Below are 17,181 nucleotides of genomic sequence, written 5' to 3' on the forward strand. Positions count from 1 at the left end.
ATGACCCGCGAGAGGTTCGCCGTACTCGCTGATCGGCACCATGCTGCAAGCGCGTGAGTGGATAACTGCCCGCTCGGGCAGCACCGTTCCTACGCCCCAATGCTCGGCGCACGGGCCTCTGCTCTCAATACTCCGTACGGAGTAACCAACGGGACAACGACGCCGCGATTGGCAGGCGACACGCAGCCGCAGACCGAGGCCGAGACTCTGGGCATAACGCAGGGAAATGAAGTGAACAGGCACGGCCATGCCGCTCATAGCGCTGAACCCGTCAGCGCTAACCGTTACAGGGTGTATCGAAGGGGTGACAACAACGGCTTATTCGTCAGAAAACAGCGCGGCGACCTGGGCCCGGCTCGAGGCTTCGAGCTTGAAAAAGATGTTCTGCATGTGGGTTTTCACGGTTTTGTCGCTGATCCCCAGGATCTGCCCGATTTCCCAATTGGTCTTGCCACGGGACACCCAGCGTGCGATCTCGGCCTCCCGGTTGGAGAGGATCGAAATCAACTGCTGATGCGGATCGCGGCTTTGCTGATGACGCAGCAGTTTGCTGCCCAGGGCCCGGTTCAGGGCGATGTGCAGGTACGGTGCGAAGACCATCATGCGCATCTTGCTTTCGTGGGCGACCACCGGCGAAATGTTGTGGAAGAAGTAGCCGGTAAAGGTGTTGCGGTGCAGCCCGGGGAGGAAGGTCCACCCCAGGTTGCGAATGCCGTGAGCCCGGAAGATATTGGCCCAGACCCGGTCGATCGGACTGTCCAGACGGTCCAGCGAGGTGAACCTTGGCCGGCCGCAATGTTCGACCGGGTCGATGTCCATCGGCGGCACCATGCCGTCACGCCCGACAATCGCCTGGACGAATGCCTCGCTGACGTTGTCGGGGTAGATCAGGTGCGAAATGAACACCCGGTGGCCACGGATCCTGCCGCTGGCGAAGACAAAGCTTTCGCACGGCATGATCTGCGGCAGCGCCAGTTGTGTCTGCACCTTCAGGTCAGCGATGGTCCGCGACGAAGTGATCGAGTTGAGCACCCCGGTCAGCTGCAAGCGCTGCTGGCTGTCCGTGGGGGGCAACGCGAGCACACCGCGCGGGCGACTACTGAGCTCGATGCGCGGTTCTCCAAAGCTCGGCGGGGCAAACAGCAACGCCGCAGGTTTATGGGCATGCGCCGGGCCAATCCATACGCTGGTCATACCTCCAGGACCTGACTGGCGAGCGTGATATCGAAGACGATCTGCCCGTTACTGTCCACGGCCACGATCGACTTGTCCCAGACCACACCGCCCGGTTCCTGCACAGTAGCGGAGCGCGTCAGCCACGGTTGGAAAACCTTGCGACACTCCTGACGCTTGATCTTGCCACTGGAGGTCCGCGGCAAGGTGCCGCCAAACACCAGGACCAGGATCGGCCGAGCCAGTTGATGCTGTTGCCAAAGACGCGTCTTGAGGTCGGCGAACAACGCCGGCACATCGAGAGACTTCAGGGCGCGGCGCTCGATCTCCTGGACGATCACCACCTGCTCAGTATTGCCCAGCTCTACGCTGAATGCTGCGCTGCCATCGGGCCGGAAACTGTCGTGGGTACGCAGCACCGTGTTTTCAATATCACCGGGGTGATGGTTTACGCCGTTAACGATAATCAGGTCCTTGAGACGTCCGGTGACAAACAGTTCGCCGTCGAGCAAAAAGCCCAGGTCGCCGGTGCGGAAAAAACGTGGCCATGGGGTCTGCTCGGGCAGTGCATCACGGAACGCTGCGGCGGTACTGTCGGGGCGCTGCCAGTAACCACTGGCGACGCTGTCACCCACAATGCAAATCTCCCCGACCTGGCCTTCTTCAAGGCGTTGCTCGGTGGCCGGATCACAGATGAACGGCTCACTGCCGGGAATCCCCCGGCCACAACTGACCAGGTTACGAACCCGTGCATCCTGGGGCCGCTCGCTGGTGAACGGCTCGGCGCGGTTGTCCTCCAGCATGGCGGCATGAAAGGGTCGAATCAACGGCTCACGCACCGTGCCGGCGGCGCTGACCATCAGCGTGCCTTCGGCCAGCCCATAGCAAGGGAACGCAGCCGTGCGCGGAAAACCGCACTGTGCAAAGCGCTGATGAAAGGCGTCAATGGTCTGCGCCCGCACATGCTCGGCACCGTTGAACGCCACTTCCCAGCAACTCAGGTCGAGCCCGGCCAGCTCCTCGTCCTTGATTTTGCGCAGGCACAATTCATACGCAAAGTTCGGTCCACCGCTCACCGTGCCACGGTATTTACTGATCGCTTGCAACCAGCGCAACGGCCGTTGCAGAAAGTGAATCGGCGCCAGCAACGTTGATGAGAAGCCCACGAACAACGACTGCAGGATGCCACCGATCAGCCCCATGTCGTGATAAGGCGGCAACCAGCTCACCAGGTGGCTGCCCTGATGAGTCAGGAAGCCACGGCTCATGCTGCGCGAGTTGTGAATCAGGTTTCCGTGCGTCACCGTCACCCCTTTGGGCGTGCCGGTGGAGCCGGAAGTGTATTGCAGAAACGCCAGGTCGCCACGCGACACCGCCACCGGGCGCCATTGCGTCGCGATCGTCTGATCGAGCGCCGAGATGTCCAGCACCAGCGCCGATGATGTGGCTTGTTCAAGCCGGGCGCGGATGGTCGGGGCATCCTCGGCCGTCGCCAATGCGGCTGCCGGTTGGCAGTCATTGATGATCCCGTCGAGCCGGTCCAGGGTTTTGCTCGCACCCGGTGGATAAGCCGGAACCGCCACCAGCCCGGCATACAGGCAAGCCATAAAGCCCGTTACATAGTCGAGGCCAGGCCTGAGCAATATCAGGACCCGGTCGCCGACCACACAATGACGTTGCAGGGTCGCCGCGGCTGCGCGTGCAGCCGTGTCCAGTTCAGCAAAGCTGATCAGTATTTCTTCATCGCGGCCGTTTTGCAGAAAACGATACGCCAGGTGATGGGGGATCGTTCGTGCGTGGTGCTGTAGACATTCCGAAAAATTCACATACGGAACGTCGCGGTCGTGGTCGTTCGTAGTCATTGTTTTTATCCAGGCAGCCATACTTAGCCAAACTCCCGGAACGCCCTGAATCAGGGCGTTCCGCATCCTTTACGCCTGTTCATCCTCTGGGACCGGGCCGCCGAAGTTAATACTCCGAACGGCGTATACCCGCAATTCTGGCCTTCGGCGCATAGTCGATTTCGGGTGTGTGGCGCGCCCGGCGATCGCTGCTGTGCGCCAGATGCTTCTCGCCTGAGTCACGTCGTACTGACAACAAGGCACATCCGTCAGCCGAGCATGTATTGCGCGCTGTGTCATGAGACGCGGCAGCGCGACAAAAACGTCCTGGCCGACCTGAAATCGAGCGCAACAGGAGAGAAAGGGATGTCTTTTACCGAGTACGCTGAATTCGATGCCGTAGGCCTGGCCGAGTTGGTCAGAAACAAGGAAGTGTTGCCCTCCGAATTGACAGAAGAAGCAATTCGACGGATCGAAGCCTTTAACCCGGCAGTCAATGCCGTGGTGTTCAAAGCCTATGACCTGGCCCGCGACATGGCGGCGGCACAAGACCTGGCGACGCCAAGCGGGCCATTGCACGGTGTGCCGTTCTTGCTCAAGGACATCCTCGGCGATTGCCAGGGCCTGCCCTCGACACTCGCCTCTCGTATGCTGTGTGAACGCGTGATGCCACAGGATTGTGAATTGGTCAGCCGGTTTCGGCAGGCCGGCCTGGTGTTCGTCGGCAAAACCAACGCCCCGGAGTTCGGCATCTTGCCGACCACCGAAGGCGCCTTCTATGGCGCCGCGCGTAACCCGTGGAACCTCGAATACTCGACCGGCGGCTCCAGCGGTGGCGCGGCGGCGGCCGTCGCCACCGGCATGGTGCCGGCGGCCCACGGCAACGACGGCGGTGGCTCGATCCGCATCCCGGCGTCGTGCTGCGGGCTGGTCGGGTTAAAACCGACCCGCGCGCGCAACTCCCTGGCGCCGGACTTCGGTGAATTGCTCAGTGGCCTGCTCGACGAGCATGTGCTGACCCGCTCAGTGCGTGACAGCGCCGCCATCCTCGACGCCACCCACGGCATGGTCCCCGGCGACCCATACCGTGCGCCGACCATGCACGGCAGCTTCTTGCAGCAACTGTCGATTGAACCCGGACGCCTGCGCATCGCCTTCTCCCGAGTCGACCCGGCCGGGCGACCGCTGCACGCCGATTGCGTCGCGGCGGTGGAACACACGGCCAAGCTGTTGCTGTCCCTGGGGCATGAGGTCGAAGAAGCCTCGCCGCAGATTGATCAAGCGAGTTTCGTCGACGCGTTCAGTGCGCTGTGGTTTTCCGGGATTGCCTTCGCCGTCGAACTGATGAGCCTGCAACTGGGCCGCGGCCCGCGGCCGGGTGAACTGGAAGGCTTTACCCAAGGCGTGCACCAGCGTGGGCTGGGGATGAGCGCAGTCGACTACCAGATGTCCGAACTGGTGCTGCAACAGGCCGGCCGGGAAATGGCCCGCTTCCACCAGACCTACGATTGCTGGCTGACCCCGACCCTGGCCGCCCCACCCTTGCGTAACGGCGTGGTCGATGTGCAGCAATCGGACGTGGAAAAAGTCTATTCGCCGATGCTCGACTACAGCCCGTTCACCGCCATTCACAACGCCTCCGGGCAACCGGCGATCTCGTTGCCGTTGCACTGGAATGCCGAAGGGTTGCCGATTGGCCTGATGCTCAGTGCGGGCGTTGGCGAAGAAGCGTTGCTGTTGCGCCTGGCCGGCCAACTGGAACACGCCCAACCGTGGAAGAACCGCCGCCCCCCGTTGTTTTTACAACCCCTCAGCCGCGAAGCCCTCGCCGGATGAACCTGGAGCACCAAGCATGAGCGCAGTCGAGACGTCGCCCTCCCCGCCGCACCCCGGTGACCACGCCCAACCGGTCGACCCGGGCACCTTCGTGCCCTGGCCAACCGACGGGCTGAACCGCGAAGCGCTGGCGCATTACGGGCGCGACCTGATCCGCCAGACCCTGCCCTTCACCGTGGAAAACCGGCGGCTGAGCTGGTGGCACTTCTACTCGACGCTGCTGGTGATCGGCCTGTTCGGCGCCGCGGCGGCCAGCCCCTTGTGGTGGCCGTTGCGTGCGTGTTTTGGCGTGCTGCTGGGGCTTTCGCTGGTGCGCCTGTTCGTGCTGTATCACGACTACATGCACGGGGCGATCTTGCAGAACTCGCGCTTCGCCGCCGGGTTCTTCAAGACCTTCGGCCTGCTGCTGATGGCGCCACCGACCCTGTGGAAACAGTCCCACGACTACCACCACGGGCACAGCTGCCAATACGTCGGCGCCGAAGAACGGCGGCTGCCGCTGCTGTCGACCCACACCGACCTGGGGACCTTCCCCCTGCTCTCGACCGACGAGTACGCCCGGGCCAGCCGCGGCAAACGCCTGCGCTACCGAATCGCCCGCCACCCCCTGATGATCGCGCTGGCCTCGTTGACGATTTTCCTCTTCAGCATCTGCATGGTCTCGCTGATCACCCAACCCCGGCACCGGCTCTGGTCATTGCTGGCGCTGACCCTCAACCTGGCCGCCGGCATCACCCTGGCCGTGCTGGCGCCGGACATTCTGCTGTACTCGGTGCTGATCCCCAGCCTCAGCGGCTCGGCGCTGGGTGCGTACATGTTCTACTGCCAGCACAACTTTCCCGGCGTGCGTTACCCCGACCGCGAACACTGGGACTACGCCGCCACGGCCGTGTTCTCTTCCAGCTACATGCGCACCGGCCCGGTCATGGCCTGGTTTACCGCCAACATCGGCTATCACCATGTGCACCACGCCAATCCGGGCATTGCGTTCTATCGCCTGCCGGAGGCCATGGCGGCGATCCCGGCGCTGAGTACACCAATCAGCACCTCGTTGCACCCACGCGACATCTATCGCTGCCTGAACCTGAAACTCTGGGACCCGAAACGCCAATGCATGGTGTCGTTTGCCGAGTTCCGGCAACAGACACAGGCGTGAGGTTCAGGCATTATCAGCGCCCTTCGCGACGCCATCGGTCGCGCCCTGCAAGGATGCTGACAATGCCGCGTTGCTGCGCACATACGATCCCCACTGGCCTGGCTGTTCGGGGATAACCGATGTTCGATATTCTGCTGAATACGCCGTTCTGGGCGTATCTCGTGTTGCTGTTTCTGGGTTACCACGGCATCAAGGCCTGTTCGCCCACCCAGGAAAGCAAAAACTCATTGATCTTCAGCCCGCTGGTGTTGCTGGCCTGGGCGGCGCTTGCCCTGGACTTTTCAGCAGACCCAACGCTGTTGATCGGCGTCGGGATCGCCGCGTTGCTGCTTGGCAGCCTGCTGGGGATGATTGTTTTCTCCACCCGAGGCGTTGAACTGGACGATCCGGAAAACGGCTTGATCGTTCCCGGCACGGTGAAGACCCTGGTGTTCTACCTGCTGCTGTTTGTGGCGAACTACTACTTCGGTTATCAGAATGATGTTCACCCCGAGAACGCCACAAGCCTTGAAATGCTCACGCTCAAGGCCGGCGCAGCGGGTCTGGCCGTCGGAATTTTCAGCGGTCGGTCATTGAAGTTCTATCGCCTGTTCCGCTCGCTCAAGGCCCGGCGCGCCGCCACGGCCCTCTGACCCGAAAGCCCCCACGCGTACAAAATGCACCGCTGGCCTGTTCAGCCGTGACAATGCGGCGTGGGTCCAATAGATTAGGCGACCTGAAAAATGCTCGACGCTGTTCCTGTCTCAAACTCTGTTTAAAGAAGTAGTGAAATTTCAATGCCTGATTCCAACATCGCTGAATCCGTCGTCACCTTGTCGTCCAAAGCGGAGTACGAAAACTCCATCCATCTTTCCCAGCATGTGCCGCAGGCGAAAACCATCAGCGAGATGGTTCTCGACGCGTTCCAGAGCGCGAAAGAAAGCGACCAGATCCGTGAGTTGCGCGCCGCGATTCGCCAGGCCCACGACCGCTTCGACGACGACAAAGCCTACGAACTGATGGGTGAACTCAAGCAACTCAAGGACGCCGAGGCCGCCGATATCGCTGCCCTGGAAGACCTGAGCAGCAAGTTCTCGATCAGCCGGATTCTGTCGAGCTACAAGGATGACCCGGCCTTCCAGGAACTGGTCTACAGCCTGGCCCTGAAAGTGCTGAACCAGACACATCAAGCCATCAGCAACCCGAGCAGCGGCAAGAGCAAGGCCGCCCGCGCCAAGAAAGAAGCCGAAGTATTCAGCATCAGCAAGGACGGCGTGAGCGTCAGCCTGCCACTGCGCACCCCACGCTCCAAACCGAATGTGGACCGCGAAGCGTTCGAGTTCCTCGGTTTTGTCTTCGTGGGTGAAGGCGATGAGGCGGAGCTGGAAAGCGAGACGTTCCTCGACAACACCGGCGCCGAACAACCGGCCACCCGCAAGGCCATCGTCACCGCGCTGCAACAGCAGACGGCGTTTGAGGGTTACAGCATCGCTGTGCAATAACCGCTGACGAGGTTGATCGTTCCCGCGCTCTGCTGGGAACGATCAGCAAATGTAGGACCGTTCTGAATCTTGCTTGTGGACATCTGGTTCATTTCCGAGCCACCTCCCCGCACGACCGCGCCCTGCGGCGCTCCCACCTCGCCAACACCTCAAAAAATCGTACCCGAGCCACTACATCGCTACGATTGTTCGCCCAACCTGCCCAAGCTAACTTCAAACCGTCGCTGCCCATTTAGCGACCGGGCCTGATAACCCGGGTAATATGCGCGCGCACCAGCGCCAAAAAACTCGATTGCCGGCGTTTTTTATGCCTGTACTTTCGTGCAATGGCGGCTGTGCGTGGGAGACCTTCGGGTCTGCCGGGTCGCGTGCATACCGGTTTATCAGCCTGCGCACAGCTGCCACCCATTCGCCTGATAACGAACGTGGCCGCTCTACTTTGTTTCTGGAGTATTGCTAATGCACGCTATTGATCCGTCCAAAGTCCGCGCTTCTGCTCCGCTAGTCATCACCTCCCAACTCTCGGAGGTATCCCATGACTAATCTCCAAGACCTGACAACCGCCGGCCTCACGCCCTTCTCCATCCATTCCGACCAAGCCCTGTTCCGCGTCAACAGCGGCGTCTCGATCCACGAAGCCTTATCCCACGTGTCCGACTTGCTCCACCTCTCCAAACTGCTGGCCGAAGATGCGGCGATGGAACGCGGCAAGGACCGCTATGCCTGGGCGTCGCATTATTTGCAGGAGATGAGTAAGGCGGTGATCGATGACGTGGTGAAGGTGCTTGGCGTACAGGGCAACCCGCACAACTGAACGAAAAAGCCCCGCGCTTCTCTTGAAGGCGGGGCTTTGCAGATTTCGGCGCTCAGCTCAAACGGCTATTAGCGATTTTCCTGATACACCGGGTGCTGCCTTCGCGAGCAAGCCCGCTCCCACACTTGATCGGAGTTGCCTCACATTTTGTGAACGACACTGAGCCCATGTGGGAGCGGGCTTGCTCGCGAAAGGGGCAACACGGTCCACCAGAAAAAATCAAAATAAAAAAGCCAAGATCAAAAGATCGCAGCCTTCGGCAGATCCTACAGATCCCCCCCACAATGAAGTAGCGCCCCCCCACCACTCAACAGGCCGAGCGTTAGCTCGCCTGCCGCTGTTGACCTTGACCTGACCGCCCCTTCGGGAGGCCGAGTGGAGGTGTTCAGCAGGGGGTTGGCGCGCAGCGCCGTACGGCGCAGCCGGACACATCGAGAGGAGGTCGTCGCGCAGCAGACCGTAGGCGATGCCCCCTGATGGACACCGGAATGAGGGGACGCCGAGCCTAGGCGAGGTGCCGTACGCTTGGGGCGAAGCCTTTTGCTTACTTTTCGGCGTCTGGAAAAGTGAGTCGCCGTCAGGGCGAAACCCTAAGCGGCCGTTACCGCAGCAACGGATATGTACACCTGCAAGAGAATGGTCGGCTATCAGGCCGCCATCGCGAGCAGGCTCACTCCCACAAGTAAATCGAGTGCAATAAAAAACCCCGCGCTTCTCTCGAAGGCGAGGCTTTTCGTACAACCGCAAAAACCTTAAGGCGCGTAAGTCAGCAACAACTCACTCGGCACCTTGAAGTCCAGCGACATCATCACGCTCAGCGCAGTGATGGTGAAAATCGAAAACACGAACAGCTTGCGTGCCCAGACCGTGTCATCCACCGCCTTATAGCCAGTCCACGCCATGTACAACCAGTACATGCCCATGGCCGCCGCGACAGCGAGATAGCTCATGCCAGCGTAGCCGCTGAACGTCAGCATCAACGTCGCCACCAGGAACGCCAGGATGTAGATCAGGATGTGCTTCTTGGCCACCTGAATCCCGCGCTTCACCGGCAACACCGGAATCGATGCCGCCAGGTAATCGTTGAAGCGGAAGATCGCAATGGCATAGGAATGCGGCATCTGCCACAAACTGAACATCACCAGCAGCGTCAGCGCGGCCATGTCGAAGCTATTGCTGACCGCGACATAGCCAATCACTGGCGGCATGGCGCCCGACAGACTGCCCACCAGCGTGCCGTGAACCGACTTGCGCTTGAGGTACAGGCTGTAGAAGCCGACGTAGATGACAAACCCGATCACCGCGAACAACGCGGCCAACGGATTCGCCACGCGGTACAACAGCGCCACACCGGCAACACCCAGGACGGTCGCATAAACCAGTGCCAGTTTCAGGGAGATCAAGCCCTGCACCAGCACGCGGTTCTTGGTGCGTTCCATCTTCAGGTCGATGTCGCGGTCGATGCAGTTGTTGAACACGCAACCCGACGCCACGACCAGGGACGTGCCGATCATCGCCGCCAGGAAGATGGCCAGATCGACATGCCCTTTCGAGGCCAGGAAAAACCCGCCTGCCACAGAAAGCACGTTACCGAAAATGATCCCCGGTTTGGTGATTTGGATAAAGTGCTTTAAGGACATCCGGACTTTCCTCAGTGCGCCATCATGACGTGATGGATGCTGAACATGATCCACAGCGACAGGCCGACCAGCAGGACGATCACCAGCGCAGCGAACACGAACGCAATCACGTTGTTACGCTGGGCAGCGGAGCGGTCCAGGTGCAGGAAGTACACCAGGTGCACCAGCACCTGGATCACTGCGAACGCCAGTACGATCCACAGGGTCACGTCTTTTGGCAGGGTCGGGTACATCACCAGGCCGAAAGGAATGACGGTGAGGATCACCGACAGGATGAAACCGATGGCGTAGGACTTGACGCTGCCGTGGCCGGCGTCGTGGCTATCGTGGCCATTGTGTGAGTGAGCTGCGTTAGCCATTTACAGAGTCCCCATCAGGTAAACAACGGTGAATACGCAGATCCACACGACGTCCAGGAAGTGCCAGAACAGGCTCAGGCAGCTCAGACGGGTCTTGTTGGTCGCCGTCAGGCCGTTTTTCTGGACCTGATACATCATGATCGCCATCCAGATCAGGCCGCTGGTCACGTGCAGACCGTGGGTGCCGACCAGGGTGAAGAACCCGGACAGGAAGCCGCTGCGGCTAGGGCCGTAGCCTTCGGAGATCAGCATGTGGAACTCGTTGATCTCCATGCCGATGAAGCCGGCACCGAACAGGAAGGTCATGGCCAACCAGCCCAGTACCTGGTTCTTCTTGCCCTTGAACAACGCCAGCATGGCGAAGCCGTAGGTGATCGAACTGAACAGCAGCAGGGCGGTTTCGCCCAGCACGTACGGCAGTTCGAAGATGTCGTGGCCCGATGGGCCACCCGCAACGTTGTTAACCAGTACCGCGTACACCGCGAAGATCGACGCAAACAGAATGCAGTCGGTCATCAGGTAGAGCCAGAAACCGAATACGGTCATCTCGCCCGAGTCGTGGTGATGGTCATCGTGCCCATGGTCATGACCATGGGCGTGTCCAACAGGGGTCACTAAGTTCGACATGGTTTAAGCCTGTTCCAACGAGGTTTCAACACGGGTGGCGGTGGCCGGAATGGCTTTGGCCGCTACCAGACGCTGGTGCTGCTCGGCTTCGATGCGTTCGATTGTCTCGACCGGCACCATGTAGCCCTGGTCATCACGTGCAGCGTGGATCACGAAGTACACCACGGTCCCGACAAGGCCCGCGATGGCCATCCACCAGATGTGCCAGATCATTGCGAAACCGAACACGGTCAACAGAGCACCCATGACCAGACCGGTCGCGGTGTTGTTTGGCATGTGGATCGGTTCATAGCGGCTTGGAGCCTGGTACGCCGTACCGTTTTCCTTGGCCTCGGTGAACGGGTCGATGCCTTCGGCTTTGGGCAGTACCGCGAAGTTGTAGAACGGTGGTGGCGAGGAGGTCGACCATTCCAGCGTGTGGGCATTCCACGGGTCGCCGGCTTCGCACATGTTCTGCTTGCGATCACGGATACTCACGTAGAGCTGGATCAACTGGCAGGCAATGCCGATGGCGATCAGGACCGCACCGAACATGGCCACGTGCAGGTAAGGCGTCCACTCAGGGTTGGTGGTGCTGTTCAGACGACGGGTCATGCCCATGAAGCCCAGTACATAGAGCGGCATGAACGCGACGAAGAAGCCCGAGATCCAGAACCAGAACGCTGCCTTGCCCCAACCTTCGTGCAGCTTGAAGCCGAACGCTTTAGGGAAGTAGAAGCTGAAGCCTGCGATGTAACCGAATACCGCGCCGCCGATGATCACGTTGTGGAAGTGAGCGATCACGAACAGGCTGTTGTGCAGCACGAAGTCAGCACCCGGGATGGCCAGCAGTACGCCGGTCATGCCGCCGATGGCGAAGGTGACCATGAAGCCCAGGGTCCACAGCACCTGGCTGGTGAAGCGCAGGCGACCGTGGTAGATGGTGAACAGCCAGTTGAATAGCTTCACCCCCGTCGGGATCGAAATCAGCATCGTCGCCAGGCCGAAGAAGGCGTTGACGCTGGCCCCCGAACCCATGGTGAAGAAGTGGTGCAGCCAGACCATGAAGCCCAGGATCGAGATCGCGCCCGAGGCGTAGATCATCGAGTGGTGGCCGAACAGACGCTTGCCGGAGAAGGTCGAGATGACTTCGGAGAAGATCCCGAACGCCGGCAGAATCAGGATGTAGACCTCGGGGTGACCCCAGGCCCAGAACAGGTTGACGTACATCATCGGATTACCACCAAGTTCATTGGTGAAAATGTGGAAATCCATGTAACGGTCAAGCGTCAGCAATGCCAGGGTTGCGGTCAGGATCGGGAAGGAAGCGACGATCAGAACGTTGGCCCAGGTGCAGGTCCAGGTGAAGATCGGCATGTCCATCATTTTCATGCCCGGGGTACGCATTTTCAGCACGGTGGCCAGGAAGTTGACCCCCGTCAGCGTCGTACCTAGCCCCGATAGCTGCAGTGCCCAGATGTAGTAGTCCACACCCACGCCAGGGCTGTAGCCCAGTTCCGACAGCGGCGGATACGCAACCCAACCGGTACGGGCGAATTCGCCGACACCCAGGGACACGTTCACCAGCACCACGCCGGACACCAGCAGCCAGAAGCTCAGGGAGTTCAGGAACGGGTAGGCAACGTCACGCGCGCCGATCTGCAGCGGCACGACGAGGTTCATCAGGCCGGTGAAGAATGGCATCGCCATGAAGATGATCATGATCACACCGTGAGCGGTGAAGATCTGGTCATAGTGTTCAGGTGGCAGGTAGCCAGGCGAACCTTCGGTGGCCATGGCCAACTGGGAGCGCATCATGATGGCGTCGGCAAAACCGCGCAGCAGCATGATCATGGCAACGATGATGTACATCACGCCGATTTTCTTGTGGTCGACCGAGGTCAGCCACTCGGACCACAGGTAGGTCCACTTCTTGAAATAGGTGATTGCAGCGAACACCGCCAGACCGCCGAGCGCGATCATGGCGATGGTCACCATCACAATCGGCTCGTGGAACGGGACCGCTTCCCAACTTAATTTACCAAACATCGTTTACTCCTCTGCCCCGGCAGCTGAATGCGAACTCATGTCCATCCCTTCCATACCGGCGCCGGCCACTTCGTGCTCTTTCTTCTCGTGGTGCATCGGCTTGCCCGGTTTCATGCCCTCGTACTTGTCGAGGATGATCTGGAACAGGTTCGGCGTGAACGAGGAGTAGAGCTCTACAGGGTTGTTCTGGCTTGGTTTGGAAAGGGCTTCGTATTCAGCCTTTTCAAGCTGTTTAGGTGACTTCTTGACGTCACTGACCCAGGCATCGAAATCTGCCTGGGACGTTGCGATTGCTTTGAATTTCATGCCGGTGAAGCCAGCACCGCTGTAGTTGGCGGAGATCCCGTCAAGCTCGGCGTTCTGGTTGGCGATCAGGTGCAGCTTGGTCTGCATGCCGGCCATCGCGTAGATCTGGCCACCCAGGCCCGGGATGAAGAACGAGTTCATCACGGTGTCGGAAGTCACCTTGAAGTTGATCGGCGTATTGGCCGGGAACACGATCTTGTTGACGGTGGCGATCCCTTGCTCGGGATAGATGAACAGCCACTTCCAGTCCATGGAGACCACTTCGATGGTGATCGGCTTGACGTCGGATTCCAGCGGACGATACGGGTCCAGTGCGTGGGTCGACTTGTAGGTCACGTAACCCAGGGCAATGATGATGAGTACCGGAACAGCCCACACCGCGATTTCGATCTTGGTGGAGTGCGACCACTTAGGTGCGTAGGTCGCCTCAGTGTTCGAGGCGCGGTATTTCCAGGCGAAAGCGAAGGTCATCACGATGACCGGCACCACGACAAGGAGCATCAGCAGCGTTGCGGTGATGATCAGGTTTCGTTCATCCAGACCCACCTGCCCCTTGGGATCGAGCAAGGTCATGTTGCAGCCTCCCAGCAACAACGTGCCGAGCAGCGGCAATAAGCCTAGTAATCTGGGGTACCTGTTTTTACTCATCTCACGACCTCTAAAGCAGCTTGCGCAATGCAGTTGGGTTTTGATCGCCAACACTTCACCCTGCCAAGGGTTGGCATTTTTCTTGGATTGAATAAGGGCCTGCCCGTCGCACGTAAACGGCGATCGACACATCCTGGGCAAGCGGTTAGTTCTTATTCGAATTCGTGGTCAAAGGCCTTGTTACAGACCAATTCCATTTGGTGCGGATAATTGGAAGGCGCCGACACCTGGCGTCGCATGGAGCTGAAAACGCCCCTCGACCGCCCCTCGTGCTCAAGAAAGAGCAGTGCCGGAAATTCAGTGCGGGCGATTGTAGATATGTAACGTTTTATAAACCATGACTCATCCCGAAATAATTTTTATCGGATCCAGCAACAATCATTAACGTATTTCGCAAAGGTCTCGAATCTTATCGCGATTAATTCTCAACAAGAACCCCAAAAAATGTAGGCCTACTTCGCCCACTTCAGACAGGTTCACGCACCGTCAGGCCATCGTCACGCCCCCGCAAAACCCCTTGCGACAGGGGCTGTGGCGTTTCACCGAAGCCTGTTAAAACTGCCTGCTGCGGCAGATCAGGGAGGCTTTCAAATGACGGATCAGTGACGAATTTTTCAGGCTCGGCCAGGGAACTTTCCGTCACCTTGAAATGACTTGCGACACATCACCTGTGACAACATGTCGCACATGGATCGCACCGTTCATTGCTACGCATCACAGACTTTTTACACCGCGACTGAAATGCAAAACGCCCCGGCCCTCTCAAGGAGGACCGGGGCGTTTTGGGCTCACCGGGCGGTGAGCCCATGGCCTCAGCGCAGGTGCTTGCGGTTGCGCGAGGTCAGCAGCGGCACCAGCACCACGATCAGCACGAACGCCACCAGCGCCCACTGCGCCAGGGACAAACCGAGGATCGGCGGATACGGCGTGGAGCAGAAGCCATCGACCTGGAAGCCCAGTGGGAACAGCGTGGCCAGCGGCAGGCTGTCGACAATCGGTTGCAGCACATCAATGCCACAGCTGACCGCCGGGTAGAACTGGGTGTAGACGTGATGCCCGGCCACCCCCATCCCCGCGAGAGCGAAGATCACCACCAGCACTTCGAATACGGTAATGCTGCGGCGGGTGCGCATGGCTGCGCCAATGAAGGCGCTGATGGCAATCAGCAGCAACGCATAACGTTGCAGGATGCACAGCGGGCAAGGGGCCTCACCCAGCACGATTTGCATGTACAGCGCCCCCCCGATCAGCGCCAGGCAGATAATGCCCAACAACACCAGGAAGCGCCGCTCACGTCCCAACCGCATCATTTCCTCACTCATCGCGTTTCCCTTTTTCGTACGTGGATCAGCTCGAAGGCGCCAGCGTATTGAGCTGCTGCATCAAGCTGATGTTGTCTTCGATATGCCAGTTGGCCGCAATGCGGCCGTTGTCGATCTGATAGATATCAGTTGCCCGGAAGTCTACACGCTGACCATGACCATTGAGCGCATTGAACTGCCCCGTGAAGTGTCCACGAAAGTGCAAATGCACCACCACGCGGTCGCCGGCCACGATCATCTGCTCGATCTCGCAGCTCAGGTCCGGCACCGCCGTGCGAAAGAACGCCGACGCCAGCAAAGGCCCGCCCGGCCCCTGCACCCGGCCTTCGGGCGGGGTCTTGTCGATGAACTGTTCCGACAAGGCTGCCTTGGCCAGTGCCGCATCGCCGCTGTTCCAGAAACTGCCATAGCGCCGGGCCGCCAATACCATCGAGTCGCGCTGCGCCTGGGGCAGGCTCTGATCGACGATCAGGGTCTGCGGCTGGAGTAACGCGCTGTCGGCCGTGGCAACGGAACTGAGCAACATAGCCGCCAGACTGAGGCTGGCGAGGGAGAGACGACGGGAGATGACGAGCTGCGACATGGGGTGATCCTGATCATGATTGCGAACGAGCGCCTATCATCAGCATCGGGGAATAAACGATAAACCGGTTAAGAGCGGATTAACTTTTAAGGGATTTTTACTAATCGGGACTGCTCGCGAAAAAGGCGACCCGGTTTCCCGGGCAGCCTTCAAAAATCACTCCAGCGCCGAAGCCGGGCCGAAGAACTCGTAACGGCTCTGTTTCTCTGGTACGCCGAGGGCCTTGAGGTGGCGCTTGATTGCCGCCATGAAGCCTTTAGGCCCCAGGAAGTAAGCGTCCAGGTCTCGCTCTTGCGGCAGCCAGTCGGCCAGTTGCTCCTGGCTCAGCATCCCGACCTTGTGCGCCGCCGGGCTGATGCCATCGTCTTCGGCGTAGCAATAGAAGCGCTTGAGCTGCGGATGACGTGCCGCCAGGCCATCGACCCAATCACGGAAGGCATGCACCCCACCGTTGCGCGCGCAGTGGATAAAGTGCACCGGCCGCTCGGTGGCCAGCGCAGCTTCCAGCATTGCCAGGGTCGGGGTAATCCCCACCCCGCCGCTGATCAGCACCAGCGGTTTGTCGCTGGCGGTCAGGGTGAACTCGCCCGAGGGCGGGAACAGCATGATGCTCGCACCCACCTGGAACTGGTCGTGCAGGTAATTGGAGGCACGACCACCGTTCTCGCGCTTGACGCTGATGCGGTACTGACCGTTGTCGCCCAGGGACGACAACGAGTAGTTGCGACGAATCTCTTCACCGTCGACAAACAGTTGCAGGCCGATGTACTGACCCGGTTCTGCGGCGAGGATCGGCCCATGATCGGCCGGTTCGAAGTAGAACGAGGTGATTTCAGAACTCTCCTCCACCCGCGCGGCCAGTTTGAACTCACGCGCCCCGCGCCAGCCGCCGACAGCCGCGGCTTTTTCGTCGTAGATCGCCGTTTCGGCGCCGATCAGGATGTCGGCCAACTGGTTATAGGCCGCGCCCCAGGCCGCGATCACTTGCGGCGTGGCGATTTCTTCACCGAGCACTTCGCCAATCGCCCGCAGCAGGCAGTGGCCGACAATCGGGTAATGCTCCGGCAGGATTTGCAGCGCGACGTGCTTGTTGATGATCTTCGCCACCAGGTCGCCCAACTGATCGAGTTGGTCGATGTGGCGGGCGTACATCAGCACACCGTTGGCCAAGGCACGCGGCTGATCGCCACTGGCCTGGTGCGCCTGATTGAACAGCACCCGCACTTGCGGATATTCGGAGAGCATCATGCGGTAGAAATGGGTGATCAACCCTTCCCCGCCGCTTTCAAGCAGCGGCACGGTGGATTTGACGATGGCACGGTCTTGGGCACTCAGCATAAGGAACACTCCTGAACAAATGAGTTTCT

General features: G+C 59.9%; 15 protein-coding genes. 5 read left to right on the top strand and 10 right to left on the bottom strand.

Annotation, left to right across the window (positions count from 1 at the left end; translation table 11 throughout):
* Positions 1-318 precede the first annotated feature (318 nt).
* Positions 319-1,194 carry a LuxR C-terminal-related transcriptional regulator gene (locus AABM54_RS21050; protein WP_347901904.1) on the bottom strand — a complete coding sequence of 292 codons (876 nt, stop codon included), beginning with the start codon at positions 1,192-1,194 and terminating at the stop codon, positions 319-321.
* The gene (locus tag AABM54_RS21055) at positions 1,191-3,035 is read right to left on the bottom strand and encodes a fatty acyl-AMP ligase (RefSeq protein WP_347901906.1); all 1,845 of its coding nucleotides are present in this window, start codon (positions 3,033-3,035) and stop codon (positions 1,191-1,193) included. The genes AABM54_RS21050 and AABM54_RS21055 overlap by 4 nt, the downstream gene beginning before the upstream one ends.
* A gap of 345 nt (positions 3,036-3,380) precedes the next feature.
* Here AABM54_RS21055 and AABM54_RS21060 point away from each other — a divergent pair, with 345 nt between their 5' ends.
* The 5 genes from AABM54_RS21060 to AABM54_RS21080 all read left to right on the top strand — a co-directional run bounded on the left by AABM54_RS21060 (position 3,381) and on the right by AABM54_RS21080 (position 8,301).
* Positions 3,381-4,850 carry an amidase family protein gene (locus tag AABM54_RS21060; protein ID WP_347901907.1) on the top strand — a complete coding sequence of 490 codons (1,470 nt, stop codon included), beginning with the start codon at positions 3,381-3,383 and terminating at the stop codon, positions 4,848-4,850.
* A 16-nt stretch (positions 4,851-4,866) separates the two neighbouring features.
* Positions 4,867-6,006, top strand: a complete 1,140-nt coding sequence (locus AABM54_RS21065) for a fatty acid desaturase (protein ID WP_347901908.1) — start codon at positions 4,867-4,869, stop codon at positions 6,004-6,006.
* Positions 6,007-6,125: 119 nt separating this feature from the next.
* The gene (locus tag AABM54_RS21070; protein WP_347901909.1) at positions 6,126-6,638 is read left to right on the top strand and encodes a hypothetical protein; all 513 of its coding nucleotides are present in this window, start codon (positions 6,126-6,128) and stop codon (positions 6,636-6,638) included.
* Between the two features lie 144 nt (positions 6,639-6,782).
* On the top strand, positions 6,783-7,487 hold the full coding sequence (locus AABM54_RS21075) for a hypothetical protein (protein ID WP_347901911.1): 705 nt from the start codon (positions 6,783-6,785) through the stop codon (positions 7,485-7,487).
* 535 nt (positions 7,488-8,022) lie between these two features.
* Positions 8,023-8,301, top strand: coding sequence for a DUF3077 domain-containing protein (locus AABM54_RS21080; RefSeq protein WP_347901912.1), 279 nt, complete (start codon positions 8,023-8,025; stop codon positions 8,299-8,301).
* A gap of 752 nt (positions 8,302-9,053) precedes the next feature.
* Here AABM54_RS21080 and cyoE read toward each other — a convergent pair.
* From cyoE to hmpA, 8 genes are all read right to left on the bottom strand, one after another.
* Positions 9,054-9,941: a heme o synthase gene (gene cyoE / locus AABM54_RS21085; RefSeq protein ID WP_347901913.1), complete on the bottom strand. Its 888-nt coding sequence runs from the start codon at positions 9,939-9,941 to the stop codon at positions 9,054-9,056.
* 11 nt (positions 9,942-9,952) lie between these two features.
* Positions 9,953-10,300, bottom strand: coding sequence for a cytochrome o ubiquinol oxidase subunit IV (gene cyoD / locus AABM54_RS21090; RefSeq protein ID WP_347901914.1), 348 nt, complete (start codon positions 10,298-10,300; stop codon positions 9,953-9,955).
* The gene (locus tag AABM54_RS21095) at positions 10,301-10,927 is read right to left on the bottom strand and encodes a cytochrome o ubiquinol oxidase subunit III (protein WP_347901915.1); all 627 of its coding nucleotides are present in this window, start codon (positions 10,925-10,927) and stop codon (positions 10,301-10,303) included. It lies immediately after the preceding gene.
* A gap of 3 nt (positions 10,928-10,930) precedes the next feature.
* Entirely contained in the window at positions 10,931-12,955 is a 2,025-nt protein-coding gene (gene cyoB / locus AABM54_RS21100; protein WP_347901917.1) for a cytochrome o ubiquinol oxidase subunit I, read from the bottom strand.
* Positions 12,956-12,958: 3 nt separating this feature from the next.
* Entirely contained in the window at positions 12,959-13,909 is a 951-nt protein-coding gene (cyoA, locus tag AABM54_RS21105; RefSeq protein ID WP_347901918.1) for a ubiquinol oxidase subunit II, read from the bottom strand.
* Between the two features lie 812 nt (positions 13,910-14,721).
* The gene (locus tag AABM54_RS21110) at positions 14,722-15,231 is read right to left on the bottom strand and encodes a disulfide bond formation protein B (RefSeq protein WP_347901919.1); all 510 of its coding nucleotides are present in this window, start codon (positions 15,229-15,231) and stop codon (positions 14,722-14,724) included.
* Positions 15,232-15,256: 25 nt separating this feature from the next.
* Positions 15,257-15,814 (bottom strand): ester cyclase, encoded by a 558-nt coding sequence (locus AABM54_RS21115; protein WP_347901920.1) that lies wholly within the window; start codon positions 15,812-15,814, stop codon positions 15,257-15,259.
* 156 nt (positions 15,815-15,970) lie between these two features.
* Positions 15,971-17,152, bottom strand: coding sequence for an NO-inducible flavohemoprotein (gene hmpA, locus AABM54_RS21120; protein WP_347901921.1), 1,182 nt, complete (start codon positions 17,150-17,152; stop codon positions 15,971-15,973).
* Positions 17,153-17,181: the final 29 nt, after the last annotated feature.

The sequence above is a fragment of the Pseudomonas purpurea genome, from assembly GCF_039908635.1.
Classification (GTDB): Bacteria; Pseudomonadota; Gammaproteobacteria; order Pseudomonadales; family Pseudomonadaceae; genus Aquipseudomonas; species Aquipseudomonas purpurea.

Coding starts and splice junctions, on each gene's coding strand:
- AABM54_RS21115 (WP_347901920.1), bottom strand. CDS start 15,814: ATGTCGCAGCTCGTCATCTCCCGTCGTCTCTCCCTCGCCAGCCTCAGT.
- cyoD (WP_347901914.1), bottom strand. CDS start 10,300: ATGGCTAACGCAGCTCACTCACACAATGGCCACGATAGCCACGACGCC.
- AABM54_RS21065 (WP_347901908.1), top strand. CDS start 4,867: ATGAGCGCAGTCGAGACGTCGCCCTCCCCGCCGCACCCCGGTGACCAC.
- hmpA (WP_347901921.1), bottom strand. CDS start 17,152: ATGCTGAGTGCCCAAGACCGTGCCATCGTCAAATCCACCGTGCCGCTG.
- cyoE (WP_347901913.1), bottom strand. CDS start 9,941: ATGTCCTTAAAGCACTTTATCCAAATCACCAAACCGGGGATCATTTTC.
- AABM54_RS21060 (WP_347901907.1), top strand. CDS start 3,381: ATGTCTTTTACCGAGTACGCTGAATTCGATGCCGTAGGCCTGGCCGAG.
- cyoB (WP_347901917.1), bottom strand. CDS start 12,955: ATGTTTGGTAAATTAAGTTGGGAAGCGGTCCCGTTCCACGAGCCGATT.
- AABM54_RS21080 (WP_347901912.1), top strand. CDS start 8,023: ATGACTAATCTCCAAGACCTGACAACCGCCGGCCTCACGCCCTTCTCC.
- AABM54_RS21095 (WP_347901915.1), bottom strand. CDS start 10,927: ATGTCGAACTTAGTGACCCCTGTTGGACACGCCCATGGTCATGACCAT.
- AABM54_RS21055 (WP_347901906.1), bottom strand. CDS start 3,035: ATGACTACGAACGACCACGACCGCGACGTTCCGTATGTGAATTTTTCG.
- AABM54_RS21050 (WP_347901904.1), bottom strand. CDS start 1,194: ATGACCAGCGTATGGATTGGCCCGGCGCATGCCCATAAACCTGCGGCG.
- AABM54_RS21075 (WP_347901911.1), top strand. CDS start 6,783: ATGCCTGATTCCAACATCGCTGAATCCGTCGTCACCTTGTCGTCCAAA.
- AABM54_RS21070 (WP_347901909.1), top strand. CDS start 6,126: ATGTTCGATATTCTGCTGAATACGCCGTTCTGGGCGTATCTCGTGTTG.
- AABM54_RS21110 (WP_347901919.1), bottom strand. CDS start 15,231: ATGAGTGAGGAAATGATGCGGTTGGGACGTGAGCGGCGCTTCCTGGTG.
- cyoA (WP_347901918.1), bottom strand. CDS start 13,909: ATGAGTAAAAACAGGTACCCCAGATTACTAGGCTTATTGCCGCTGCTC.